4 protein-coding genes are annotated in these 13,555 nt (G+C 64.0%); all 4 read right to left on the minus strand.

Translation table 11 applies throughout. The features are described from left to right. Positions 1-5 precede the first annotated feature (5 nt). From ACNI65_RS18110 to ACNI65_RS18125, 4 genes are read right to left on the minus strand one after another with little or no spacing between them, the layout of a single operon-like run. Entirely contained in the window at positions 6-4,934 is a 4,929-nt protein-coding gene (locus ACNI65_RS18110) for an Eco57I restriction-modification methylase domain-containing protein (protein ID WP_416758440.1), read from the minus strand. A 4-nt stretch (positions 4,935-4,938) separates the two neighbouring features. Beyond that, positions 4,939-7,791 carry a helicase-related protein gene (locus ACNI65_RS18115; protein ID WP_416758441.1) on the minus strand — a complete coding sequence of 951 codons (2,853 nt, stop codon included), beginning with the start codon at positions 7,789-7,791 and terminating at the stop codon, positions 4,939-4,941. A gap of 6 nt (positions 7,792-7,797) precedes the next feature. Continuing rightward, positions 7,798-13,131, minus strand: a complete 5,334-nt coding sequence (locus ACNI65_RS18120) for a DEAD/DEAH box helicase (protein ID WP_416758443.1) — start codon at positions 13,129-13,131, stop codon at positions 7,798-7,800. Between the two features lie 2 nt (positions 13,132-13,133). Next, positions 13,134-13,331, minus strand: a complete 198-nt coding sequence (locus ACNI65_RS18125; RefSeq protein ID WP_416758444.1) for a DUF1778 domain-containing protein — start codon at positions 13,329-13,331, stop codon at positions 13,134-13,136. Between the last annotated feature and the right edge of the window lie 224 nt (positions 13,332-13,555).

Raw genomic sequence — 13,555 nt, forward strand, 5'->3', positions numbered from 1 at the left:
CCCTCTTACTGTTTTCCGGTGGCCTTTGGGCTTGCGTTCGTTGCCCCGCGCTTCTCGGCCTCCGACGCCACGCGGCGACTCTCGGCCAGCCACAGAAGATGAGCAGCTTCGGGATGCTCTGGAAGCTGGACGACATCGCTAGGTGGCGCGCCAATGCCGCGCACGTAGAAGACCTCGCCACCGCGGGTTGAACGCGCGAGCACATCAACGCCAGTCAGGCGCTGCACGATGGGCAGGATGCGGCTCAGGAGCGGTGCTACATCTGCAATTCCGAGCGAACCTCGAAGGGCCTCGAAACGTGCGCCGTCGACAGGGGTCAGGTAGCGCCCAGCAGCTGTCAACGTAGCCACCGCTGACTGAATGTCCATCAGCGAACTTCCTTCCGTTCGCTCAGCGACAAGTGCAGTCACCAGGCCCGCCAAGCGGCCTTCTTCTGCACTGCGAATCATCCCTTGCTCGGAGTACGAAACGGGCGTCGGCTGAGTCGCAGGCGAAATGGTGGCCTGCCGGTCCCAAGCCTCCAGCACCAACCTCCGAGTCCGGTACTCCCGGTAGGCCCGAATCTCGCTCTCCTTTAGCACCCGGAAGGTCTCGCTCGGGTAGTCGGCTCCCATGACGTCTCTGGGGTCGAGGATGTAGCGCAGTTCGTCGTGCGTGAGTCCGTAGAGGACGGAGTAGTAGACGTCCAGCTCCGCGCGCAGTTGAGCGCGGCGCTCCGCGTTCCATGCAAAGGACCTTCCCTGCTCGGCGGTGGGGCGCGGGTCGTAGGCGGCGAGGGCCTGACCCCAGGCCTGCAGGTCGTCCGCTGTGTAGGTCAGTTCGAGGACGCGGGGGACGATGAACGCGAGGTCGGCGGAGGTATATCGGTCCGGGGGGAGCACCGGGAACTGCTTCAAGTAGCCGTAAGTTAGGTGCGTGCCTCCGACCTTGGTTCGCGCCACATAGTCGAAGACCAGAGAACCCCAGTTCCCCAGCAGCGCGGCACACAGGGCCGGCGACTGCTCGGTGAAGAACAAGGGCATGGTGTGTCCAACGCCGACCCGAGGCACCACCGATGCAATCACAGTGCGCTCGTCTGTGCTCCGACAGATGTCCCGCCAGCCCATCAGCCAACGCGGACTGCGGGTGTCCATCCAGAGGTCGAGTAACGTGCGAAGCGGCTCCGCCAACGAACTGTCACGCAGCGTCTCTGCCAGGGTCGCCAGCTCATCGTCACTCAGGCGCGCGCTCTGGTTCTGTATAGCCCACTTGGGGAAGTCCGCTAGAGCTTTTCTTGTAGTCAGGCCTTCGCCGCGCAGCACGTCGTTCAAACGCGGGAAGCGAGTTTGGAGCTGCGCCTCAGTGGGTGCGATGTGGGGATGCGCTTGCGTCGGTGTCCAGCCGTCCGTTGCCGGGGCGGTAGCCACCTCACGGTGAAACAGTTCGCCAGCCACCCACTGCGCAAGTGCAAACAACACGCCGCTCAGCGCGGTATCCGTCGCCGATGCGTTCGCCTCTGCATCCGCCGTATTAAGTGCAAGCCAAGCCCGAGACACGCGTGCGGGCACTCGTGCAATGCGGACAAGCACATCGCGCTGGTGTACCCAGTATCGCGGGCGAGCGCTGCAGGTGGCGTCGAGCTTTTGCACATCGCCAAACTTCTCAGGTTCGACATCGTCGGACACCCCTGCAGCTACGCCCACATAGTTCGCCCACCGATGGTCGAACTGGTGAATCATCTTTGCTTCGTACACTGGCAAGTGGTCCGGCTCAGGCATCTGTATGAACGAGCCACTGTCGTCCGACATGTGAAGCATGCGGCGAAGTTCAACGTTCCAGGGATTGCCCGAGCTCACGTCGTCGCGGATGAGCACAGGCAGAGTCCTGTACAAGCGCTTGACGAGCTCGGCGTCTTGCTGACTGCGAAAAATGGGGCAGGTCAGACTGTTGGGGTTGATGAGAACGAACTCATCTGGTGACACAGTGAATCGACGGCGAGCATCGCTCAGGTGCTCGACCTGGGTGGCGAAACACACAAACTCTGCTTTCGGTGCAACGCCCAGCGTCACCAGCGAAAATTTGTAGCTTCGATGCACGGCCGGGAACACGGCGTCGCTGTTCTCAAAGTCGTACAGGCTGACTAGGCGCCCCCCGCTGGCGACGTGGCCGAAGTAGGCCTTAGTTGAATCGTCGGTGGCAATGCCGGTAGGCACGATGAAGCCAGCCCGTCCATTTGGAGCGGTTGCTTGCAGGAATGACTCGGCAAACAGCGCGTATGTATTGACGTCACCGGTGCCGGTCAGTGTGAATCGACGGCTTTCGCGCGAAAAATGTTTCGCGACATCTGCCTGCCGATGCGCATTGGCGAACTCTCGATAGAGGGACTGCTCAGCAACGTTCGGCGGGCTCAACCCTTCCGCAGCTTCCATATCAGGCGCGACCGTGTGCATGAGCAGTCCGTTAGCAAGTAATGCTATTCGCTTCGCGCGTTCGGCCTTGTGCTTTGCCTGAGCGACTAGTGGGCTTCGGCTTGCGAAAAACTCCTCTTCCTTCAGCGTGAATCTCTCCCACGGTGGATTGCCCAGCATCACGCTAAAGCCCCCCTTTGCCGCTACCTGCGGGAATGCCAACCACCAGTGAAACACGCCATGCTGACGGCACATGGCCTGGGCAGCTGCTTCAAACTCAGCTTTGGGTGCCTGGCCGCTCAGCACATCCCACAGGTGACCAGACAGCGGCACCGCGTCCTTGGAACTTTCCAGCTTGGGCGTCAGAAAGGCGGCCACGTAAATGTCTGCCAGGCGAGCGAAGGTGCTGTGTTCGGCCTGGGCTTGTGCGTCGGCCCAGGCTTGGCGTTTGACGGCTAGATGTTCAGGTGTGTTGTCGTCCAGCGTTTCCACGCCTACGGCTTGAGATGCCAGGCCGGCCTGGGTGAACAGGTCGCCACTCGCGATGTCGCGCCAGCTCTTCAGGTCAGCCTTGTTTCGCTTCTTTAGGTCCTTGGCGACTTCCTTGTCGTCCCCAGACAGCCCGGTATAGGCCTCATCGGGGATGCCGTCTTCCAGCACCTTGGGGTCCAGCAAGCCAAGCAGCGCGTCGCCGACGCGCAGGTGGTGGTCCACGAAGCTCAGCGGCCGGTCGGGCGAGTAGGCTTCCAGCCACAGTGCCGTCTTGGCGAGCTGGATGGCCATGGGGTTCTTGTCAACGCCGAAGATGCAGCGTCCCACCACGTCGCGCAGCGCGTGGCGGTAGTCCGATGGCGTCGGGGCACCGCCCTCTCGCTCTGCAGCGGCGCGGTGCAGCGCCACCTCGTCGGCCAGGCGTCGCGCGGCCGACAGTAGGAAGTGACCGCTGCCGCAGGCGGGGTCGCACACGGTGAGCGCGAGCAGGGCCTCCACCGGGCGCTCGGGGTTGGCCTTCACCGTCTGCGAAATGACGGGCTCCAGTGCGCTCTTGATGAGCTCCTGAACCAGGCTGTCGGGCGTGTAGTAGCTGCCCGTGAGCTTGCGGGTGTTGCCCTTGGTGCTGGCATCGGATTCGTCGTCACCGACGAAGGCCAGCCGCGCCGTGGCGGGCGATGCCAGGCCTTGCAGGTCGGGCACCAGCTCCAGCAGGCTTTCGTAGACGCTGCCCAGCTCCTCGGGGCCCATGTCGCGGTAGTTGACCCGGGACAAGCCCCCTTCGGCGCGGAACCAGCCGAGCTGGAACACGGCGGCCAGCAGGTTGCGGTTGTCGAGCTGGGCTGCGTCAAGGCGCGGGCACTGCTCGGCATCGAATAGGCCGCCCAGCGCGGGCAGGCCAAGAGCAGACTCGCCGGTGCCCAAGGCGCCGAAGGTGATGCTCAGCGCCTGCCAGAGGTCGGCATGGCGGTCATGCTGGCTCCGGCGCACGGCGCGCTCTCGCAGCCAGGTGAGCGAGTAGCCAGACAGGTAACGGGCCTTGGCCTCTTCGCTGGCATCGGGGGCGAAGACCAGGCGTTCGCCCGTGCCTCGGTCTCGGCGGTCTTCAACCGTGGCCAAGAAGATGAGTCGGTAGACCAGGCGCAACAGCTCTTCGAAGAAGGCCTGGCGGTCGTAGCCATCCTGCGTGCTCTGCAGCGCCGCGCGCAGGGCGCCGTTGGCCGGGTGCGAGAGGAAGCCCGTACCCAGCGCCCGTAGCGCCTCGGCCACCTGGTAGCGTAGCTTGCCGCGCACTGTGACGCCGGCTTGCTGACCTGCGGCGCGCCAACGCTCCCAGGGGCAGTCGGTGGGCGGCGTCTCGGCGGCGCCGAAGCGTGAGGCATGGGCCAGCAGCCAGAAGGCGCTGAAATCGGCAAGAAGCTCTTCGGTGAACAGCGCCTCAAGGTCGACCTCGATGTAGGCCGGCCGCGTAAGGCTGGCGTTGTCGCGCAGGATGCGCAGCGTCAAGCCGTTGCTGACGATGGCCCACAGCGACGCATCACTGGCATTCAGCGCTTCCTGCGCCAGCATGAACGGGCTGCGGCGGCGGGTTTTGCCGGTGTCGGGGTTGGTCTCGCCGAAGCGCTCGGCGGCGCTGTCTAGCGGCTGGTCGAAGCCGGCGAAGACCAACGGCACGCGTCCGCCAGTGCCCGCATGCCCGATGGCGTACTGATGGCCAGCATGCTCGATTGCTGGGCAGCGTGCTGCGTCATGGAAGTGCAGCACGTCATGCAGGAGCGGCAACAGCCATTCGCGTACGGTGACCTCGTGGGTCTGTACATCCTGCCGCCGACGCAGAGCCTGAAAGTCCTGCCAGAGGTTCAGCGCAATTTTGAAGTCGCGAGCAATTTCATCGCGCAGCTTCAGACCCTTGGCGATGCGGTATTGAGCTTCGGTCTGCTCGCTGGCCTTGGGGTCGGCCAGCAGGGTCAGACGCGTCAACTCCTCGGCGGGGATGAGGCCGCCTTCGATGCGGATGGCTCGGTAGGCGAGCTGGTGGAGAGGTTTCTTGGCCATGGTCTCAGGCTCCCATGGCGTTGTTGGCAGCCCCGGAATCCGGCAGCAGCACGTACAGGCCCATCACATCGACAGGCAGGCTGGCGGTGACCTGGTAGCTGCCACGACCTTCCGCGGCTTCGCGCACGCGGCGGTGGTCGGCCAGCAGCGCCTGAGCTCGGGCCTTAGCCAAGGCTTCCAGCTGGGGCTGCCAGCCGGGCAGGGCGTCTAGGGCTGTCTGCAGTTGACGGTCGCGCAGCGGTAGCGGCATGTTGCGGGTGGCTTCGGCGCCCAGCAGCTGGCGAGTCATATCAAGGTCAAGTTCGGCAAAGGGCTCAGACCCACTGGCGGCCACGGCGACGGCTTCCTCGCACATCAGCAGGCGGGTCTGGCTGCCATGGGCAACGGTGAGCTGATGTCGGATGCGCAGCAGCAGCACCGTGGTCTTGAGCGATACACCCTGCACGAAGGCGGCGCCAGCACGTGCAACGGCGGCGTCATCGACGGCAGTGCTGGCATCGTCCAGGGCCTGTTCGAGCAACGTGTCGGCCAGGACGGATACCAGCGGGTGAGTACGGTGAACGAACGTTGCGCCTTGAGCAGCAGGTTGGTGGAAGTCGATGCGCAAGGTATTCGCCAGGCCTTCGGCAGCCAGGCGCTCACGTACTGTGGCCGGTAGGTGTTCGGTCAGAAGCTTGAAGTGCTGCTTCACTGGTTGCAGCGGCGCACCGAGCTGGGCCGCAGCGCGGCTGACGAAGCGCTCGACTTCGGCCTCGCCACCCAACACGGCGGCAGACTTGCGCCACTCGGGCAGCACGTCCTCTGGTTTCAAGCGGCGCTGGGCGAAGATGCTTCGGTTCTGCTTGGCCTTCTCCTTGGCGCTCTGCCAGGCCAGGTCGATTTCCTTGGCCGGCTCGCCGAACAGGTCCAGCTGCGATTGGGCATTGAGGTGGCCCTTGCGTAACAGCACGGCGTTCATCAGCGCCTGCGTGAGCTTGCCCTCGTTGTCGGGCATGGGCACCAGCACGCCCAGCTCTTTGCGGATGCTTTCGGCTTTGCGCAAGATGACCTGCAGGACTGCGCCGTCGACGGGGTTGTCCTCGCCGTACAGCATGGTGCTGCGCACTTCCCGGGCCTTCTGCCCGAAGCGGTCCACGCGTCCTTCGCGCTGCTCGTGACGCGTCGGGTTCCAGCTGAGGTCATAGTGGACGACCGCAGTGAAGAGCCCTTGAAGGTTGATACCTTCAGACAGGCAGTCAGTAGCGACGAGGATGCGGACCTCGCCCTCTCCCAACTGCTCGACAGCAGCTTCACGCTCGTCGGGAGTGAGTTCGCCGGTCACGGCCTTGACGGTTGCGGACTTGAACTTGTCCTGCAGAGCCGCGGCCAGGTAATGCGCTGTAGCGATGTAGCGGCAAAAGACGACGGGCTGAAAGCCTTCCTTCAAGAGCAGGGCGACGTGCTCCTGCAGCTTGGCAAGCTTGGGGTCGTTCTGCTGTCCTGCCAGAGCCGCAGCACTGACCGTCAGGGCCTCCAGTCGCTGGCTGTCTTCGGTTCTGGCGCCGGGCTCGATGTCGTCGGTCGACAGGGCATCGTCCGTGCCGTCGAGCACTCGGTCCGTTGCCTGGGCTTCAAACTCTTCGAGCGAGGTGGCTTCGCACTGACCCGCTTCGCCAAGAGAACCTTGCAGGCGGGTGCGCAATGCGTTGACAGCTGCGGCCGGGGAAGACGAGATGCAGCGCAGCAGCGCGAGGGCCGCCCACCAGTTCATGCGCTGCTCCCGCAGGCCCTGGCCTTCGGAGCGCTCGACCAGCTCGCGGGCGTATGTCAGCACGTCGTTGAAGAGCTGGCCCCAGGCGCCGGTAAGCTTGTAGGTGATTTCGGCTGACTTGCGGTCCGGGAACATTGAGGTGTCTTGCCACTCCGCAATGTCAGGACGGCGGCGCTGGACGAAGTGGCGAGAGAGTTCCTCGCGCAGGTCGGTGCGCTGACCAGCAGGCAAGTCCTTCAGCTGCGTGAAGTCAGGGTCGAGTAGGCCCAGCAAGTTGAAAAACGCCTCTTCATCGCCACTGTGCGGAGTGGCGGTCAGCAGAACCAGATGGCGCGTCGCGTCGGCCGCCAAGCCTTTGAGCAACTGGTGGCGCTGCTGGCGCCCCTGGCCGGCCTGGGTGCAGGTGTGAGCCTCGTCGACGATGACGAATTCGGGGCAGAAGCGCTGGAACGCCTCGCGCCGGCGCTCGGACTTGATGTAGTCCAGGCTCACGACTGTGTAGGGGTGAGCATGGAAGACCGACGTACCGGGCGGCAGGTCGCGCTCCAGGCGGTCGGCGCTGTTGGAGCGCACGACGACGGCGGGGATGTGAAAGCGCTCGGCCAGCTCGCGCTGCCACTGCTCGCACAGATGCGGCGGACACAAAACCGCCAGGCGCTGGACTTCGCCGCGGTCGAGCAACTCACGCGCGATGAGTGCCCCTTCGATGGTCTTGCCGATACCGACGTCGTCGGCAATCAGCAGGCGTACTGTGGGCAGCTTCAATGCCATCAGCAGCGGCACGAGCTGGTAGGCGCGCGGCTCCACGGCGATGTTGCCAAAACTGCGGAAGGGGCCGGCACCGCTGCGCAGCCTGAGCTGCAGCGCGTCCAGCAGCAGCTGGCTGGCCGAGTGGTTGCGCGCCTGTGCCAGGCTGGGCCAGGGGAAGGTGGCAGGCTGGACAGGCTGACGCTCCAACGGCAGATAGATGAGCGTCTCGTCGCGCTCGCCCCCACCCAACGGGCGCAGGCGAAGGGTTTGCTTGTCGGATTCCGGGAGGACTATCCATTCACGGCCGCGCGCGGCAACCAGGCTGCCTGGAAGGAATTCCGGCGTTGGAGCATTCATAGCGAATCAGGGCTTGCCAGGACCAAAGAGGTCGGCGCTGTTCTTGAAGAGGTCTGGCCAGCGAGCTTGCTCTTTGGGGAAGCGCACCACCAGATAGCCCAGCTCGTCGAGGACGCGGTCGATGGCCGAATCCTTGGCTCGCTGGGTTTCGGCTTCGTGGTGCGGCCCGTCGATGAAGACGGCAAGGTTCAGGTCATCGTAGAAAAAATCAGCGCATGCATTGGCGCCGGGAACCGTATGCTGACCGCGGTCGGGCTTGCGGTAGCCGTACTCGTTGACGTGGTCCAGCCACGCTTGCTCCAGCGTGCTGCCGGCGGTGCGTGCGAGCTCGGCGTCGTGCTCCTGCGGGGCACGGCCCTGAGTACCTTGATGAGCTTTAGCTGTCGTCAGGCGACAGAGGATATCCAGCAGCAGTCCGCCGGCGTCCTTGTCCTTGCGGTCGATGAGCGTGTGGTCGGGCTGGTTGTAGTACGACAGCAGGCAGCGGTAGCACCCTGCCTCGCACAGCGGTTTGCCATCGTGGTCGAGCTCTTCGGTCAGCGCCTTGCGGGACCAGGCCTGTCCGGCGGGCGGTTGCTGGAAGTGCAAGACCTCCAGAGCCTTGGCGGCGACAGCAGACACCGCTTCGAGTTCAGTGGCCAGGCGAGTCAGCACACCGGCACCGCCCTCGGCGGCCTCGAACAGCAGGATGGACTGGCGGTTGTCACGGGTGGGAAGCGGCTCGGCCATCAGCTCGCTTTCCTCGAGCTGATATACCGCTTCGATGCCGCGTTTGAGTGCGTACTGCAGCGTGGTCAAGGTTTCGGCCTCGAGCACACCCAGACGGTGATGCGGACGCACGATGAGGATGTTCCGCCGGTCTTCAACGTAGGGAACGATGCGTTGTGGCGGCGTCTTATCAGGCGGCGCCTCCCCCTCGGCCTCCGCCTCTCCATTGCCATCGTCCACACCGCCGACCCAATGGCCGGTGACAGGGTTCATCATGAAGCCCTGGATGGACTTTTCCTTGCGACGGCGCCAGCCGAAGTTCATACGCCAGACCGTGGCGGCGGGGCCGTACTGCATCTCCAGCAGCGGGCCCTGGTCGTCCTCGACCACGGTGGTGACCATCTGCAGCTTGCCTTCGGCCTCGGCGAACTGCAGCGTGGTCTGCATTTCGTAGCCCTGGCGTACGCGCTCTTCTTCGTTCGCCGTGATTCGCTCGGCGCGCTTGGTGGAGACGTTCTCAATGCGGTAGAGGTTCTTGACCTCCTGTGCGCCGGACAGCGAGGCGCCGCAGGACAGGCAACGGTCGACATCGCGCTGGGACCGAAAGTGGCCATAGCCGCAGGCCGGGCAGAGGCGGGCAACCTCGGTAGGTAGCTTCGCGCCTTCACTCACCTGGTCCTGACCAGTGATAGTCAGCAGGGCCTTGGTGACGCGGTACTGGCTGCCCTCGTGGTAGATGAGGCTGTACGGGCCGAACTCGCCCAAAGCGAGGAAGCGGGGCCGCGACAGGAAGCTCTCGCGACCGATGGAGCCTCGTCGGGCAGGCAGGTAAGCCAGTAACGGAAGCCGAGGGAAGTTGTAGCCCGGTAGGAAGCCTTGGCTTGCTAGGTAGCGGTAGGTATAGAAGTCCGAGTTGAAGGCGCTGTCGCCGGCCAGCAGCAGGTCGCGCTGTTTGCGGGCCTCGTTATGGCGTTGCTGTGCCTCGCGGCGCTCGCGTTCACTTGCGGCGGGGTTGTTCTCGATTTTGAAGTTCAGCTCGATGGCCTGGGCCGTGGCGCGGTACAGGTCGCGCCAACGCTGTAGCGCGCCGTCGAACTCGTTGTAGGCCCGCTGGAAGACGGACTCGGCCCAATGGTCGGTGTACCAAGGGGCATTCTTGGTCGTGAGTTCGCTGGACAGCATGCCGAGTACCTTGAGGCCGCGCTGATGGGCTCGCTTCTTGGCTTCGGCCTTGTCGAGGTCGGCGGCCATGTCCTCGGTCACCGGCAGCTTCTCGGGCTCGTTCATGTCGAGCAGGTCGCGCACGCTATTGCCTAGCCGCTTGCCCGTTTCCGCGAGCCAGATGGCATGCATGTGGCTCTTGACCAGCTCCAGGTTGGCCAGGTCCAGCGTCGGCGCGTTGACTTGGCCATGAACCATGCGCACTGGGTCGCGGAAGTAGTACTGGTCATGCGGGCTCTGCGACGCACAGTAAGTGATGACCAGGGCCGGCTGGCCGGCACGTCCGGCACGGCCGCTGCGTTGCGCGTAGTTGGCCGGCGTGGGCGGCACGTTGCGCATGTAGACCGTGTTGAGCGACGAGATGTCGACGCCCAGCTCCATGGTCGGCGAGCAGAACAGCACCGGCAGCCATTCGAGCTCCGTGCCATTCTTTTTGCGCCACTCGTCGCGGTCTTTATCCGTGTAGCGGAAGCGGGCTTCACGCTCCAGCCGGTCATCCTGCTCGACCTGGGCCGTGTGCTCTCGCGCCTCGAAGTCGAAGAGCTGGTGGATGGGGCTGGCCAGCAATCCAGCGATGTTCCGGTACAGGGCGCGGAAGAACTCGTTGTCTTCGGCCTGGCGCTGGCTCTGACCTGAGCCAGCTTCCCATAGCAGCGCGGTGCCGTTGAGCTGCCAGCCGGTGAGACCTACATCGGTCTCTTCGCGTTTGACCAGCCCGTAGGACTCGGCAGCCTTGAGCAATGCCGCGATGACATCCGGGTAGGTCTGGTCATTGATGTGCTTGTAGTACGGGTTACCACCGCCCCAGGTGCTGCCTTGGCGCAGCAGCTTTCCCAGGCGAGAGCGGCTGGAACCGATGACCAGGAAATCTTCCAGCAGCAACCGACGACCGCGGCGGTCGGTTTCTTCGCGTGGACGCGAAGTGACGAACCAACGCGCGGGTACAGGCCGTTCGTCCTCGGTGAAGCCCCAGGGCTCACGGAGGTTGGCATAGCTCTGCGTGCGCAGCTGCTCGAGCTCGGTGCGGTCGAGGTAGCGCGTGGCGATGCAGAGCCCTTGTCGCATGAACTCGAACAACGCGCGCAGCACGACGGCGCGCTCACCCGCAGTCGCGGATTGCAGAACTTGGGGCGCTTCGGACCACTCTGCTGCGTCGGCCGCGAGGGCGTCGATATCCTGGTAGCCGATGCGAACCAGGCCCAGCTGTTCGAGGTTGGGGTTGTTGAAGCGCCAACCGCGGCGAAGGTCGAAGTAGGTTCGGTAACCCAGGATGCCGCGCATGGCCTCCTGCACCTGACGGCGCGTGTTGCCCTTGACTTCCGGCTGCTGCATGTACTCGGCACGCACTGCCGGGTCATCGCGGTGGAACCCAAGCGCTTCGAAGACCGCGTTGGCAACCTCGCGCTCTGACAGCGACTGACCGCCCCCCTTTTGCACGGCAGACAGCAGGGCAGCACGGGTCAGCAGCACCTGCAGGAAGTCGTTGAAATGGCCGGCCTGAAGTGCAGCGTCCTGTCGGTTGTCGGAGAAGCCCAGGACCTTCTTTGCTTCCGCGGAAAGCTGCTGGTCCTGCTCGTACAGGTAGCGCAGCGCCGACAGCGTGAGCATCGTCGTGGCCGAGCTCCGACCCTCGCCCGACAGTGAAGTCAGTCGCAGTGCGTCCTTACCGGACGAGGTGTGAGAAACCCCGCATGCCAGACAAAAGCGGAAGGCGCCGGGGATGAACCAGGCCGGCAGTCCCTTGTCGGTCGTCGTGACCCCGTCAGAGCGGACTTTGACAGCTTGCGGCATGAACTTGCGCTGGCCCGACTTGATGCGCCACTCGCCGTCGGCTCGCTCTTCAAGCCACGTCTCCGGATATCGTTCCAGAACATCTGGCTCCCACAAGCCGCGGTCGTCGGGCATCAAGAAGCCGAACTTGACGGCCTCATCGTCGTGCTGCCGCTCGTCGATGCTGCGAACGTCGAAACCTCGGCCCTCAGGGCCATCGCTATCCCAGACAGGGATGTACTCCTGGCCGCAGTCGCGGCAGAAATGCACGTGGTAATACCGCCGTTGGCGGTCGTCATCGCCAGAGACAAACTGCTGGCCGTCCAGTGTGATGGCCCGGCGTCCGGGCGTCTCCAGGGTCGTGTAGACCTTGCCACCGCCAGCGATGAACTGGTGTAGCTTGAAGGCGAAGAGGCTCTTTCCTGCGCCATCCGTGATTGCGTAGGCCTGGAGCATGTACTGCTGAAGGTAGGCCAGGCAGCTTTCGACAGGCTCGCCTGACGCCTCGTGCAACAGCTGTGAAGCGTCGGCCAGGGTGCGCGGGCGGGCTCGGCGGGGCTTGTCGTCCTCGTAGGTCAGTCCCAGGGTGAGCTCAACCCATACCGACATCGGATGGGCAGCCATCGCCTCGAAACCGAGGTCCATCGGCACGCCGGTGCGGATGGCCGCGCCGAGTTGGCTACGCACTGTGTCCAGCGTCTGGCTTTCAGGCGTCGTTCGGCGCAACGTCTCGGTAATGATGTTGCGGTCGGCGATTGAGGTGCCGAAGAGGCGTCGAGCCACATTCGCCACGACGGCGTTGCGCTCCATCTGCGTGCCTTCGGAGGCCATCGTTGCCGAGGTTCCGATGCAGATGAGCTTGTCCGACAGAGCCTCGCGCACGCGACGCACCAGTAGTGCGACATCGGCGCCTTGACGACCGCGGTAGGTGTGCAGCTCGTCGAGGACCAGGAAGCGCAGGCCCTTGGCGTTGCGCATCACCGCCTTGTCGATGTCGTTCTGCCGGGTCATCAGCAGTTCAAGCATCATGAAGTTGGTCAGCAGGATGTCCGGTGGGGTCGCGGCCATGGCCTGACGCTCCTCGTCGGACTCTTGACCGGTGTAGCGACCAAAGCTGACGTCCCGTGTGGCCGGGTCCGAGCCCAGAAACTTCTTGAGCTCCTCAAGCTGCGAATTTGCCAGCGCGTTCATCGGATAGATGACGATGGCGCGTGTGCGCGGCGTTGGGTCGGCGCTCTTCGCCTTGAGGCAGGCGTCCACGACGGGAATGAAGTAGCTGAGCGACTTGCCAGAGCCCGTGCCGGTGGTCAGAACGTAGCTCTCGCCTGCCAAGGCCAGACTGATAGCCTCCGCCTGGTGCTTATGCAGTGGCAGCGTCACTCCGGCCGAGCTGGCCGACTTTCCGAGGCGGAAGATGTCGGAGCACTCAGGGCTCAACTGTCCTGCTTGGACAAGCTCATCGACCGTGCCACCCGACCGGTAGTTCGGGTTGATTTGGATGAGCGGTTCGGGCCAGTATCTTTGGCTCGCGTACTGACCGTTCACATAGTCGCGGATGTCGCCAGCACGTATGCGCGTGAAGCTACGCGTGAACTCCTCGTACTCACCGACGATGTGTTCGCGGAACTTAAAAACGTCCAACGTCACCTCCCTTGGATGCCCTCCTCGGGCAGCCGTGACTGTTTCTGACCTGTCGAGATGCTTTTTTCCTGGCAGTAGTCTCGAACCAGTACCTCTACAAAACTGCTGATGCTTCGGCGCTCTGCCTCAGCCGCCTGCCTTATCAGGTCCTTGAGGTCAGGCGCCACTCGCAGATTCAAGGTTTCGGTTTTTCTAACCACGACGGTTCCTCAGGCCAGCCCGCAAAAATGTAACGCAATTGTGCGCCGGTCGAGGCGCCGAGGAATCCAACTGCGCGGGCGAATTTGCGCGGATACGACTCCATCGCGACGAATCCCGCCACCACCAATCTTGAGCGGGCGGTACGCGCATCTCTGAGGCCAGGCACAGCCATCCGCCGCCCTGAATAAACCCCGACTCCCTATACCAGGCAGTCGCGGGAAGC

The organism is Roseateles sp. So40a (assembly GCF_048081605.1).
Classification (GTDB): Bacteria; Pseudomonadota; Gammaproteobacteria; order Burkholderiales; family Burkholderiaceae_C; genus Roseateles.

What these genes read in the sequence shown, in the direction of transcription:
- ACNI65_RS18115 (WP_416758441.1), bottom strand. Translation starts at nt 7,791, where the DNA reads ATGAATGCTCCAACGCCGGAATTCCTTCCAGGCAGCCTGGTTGCCGCG.
- ACNI65_RS18110 (WP_416758440.1), bottom strand. Translation starts at nt 4,934, where the DNA reads ATGGCCAAGAAACCTCTCCACCAGCTCGCCTACCGAGCCATCCGCATC.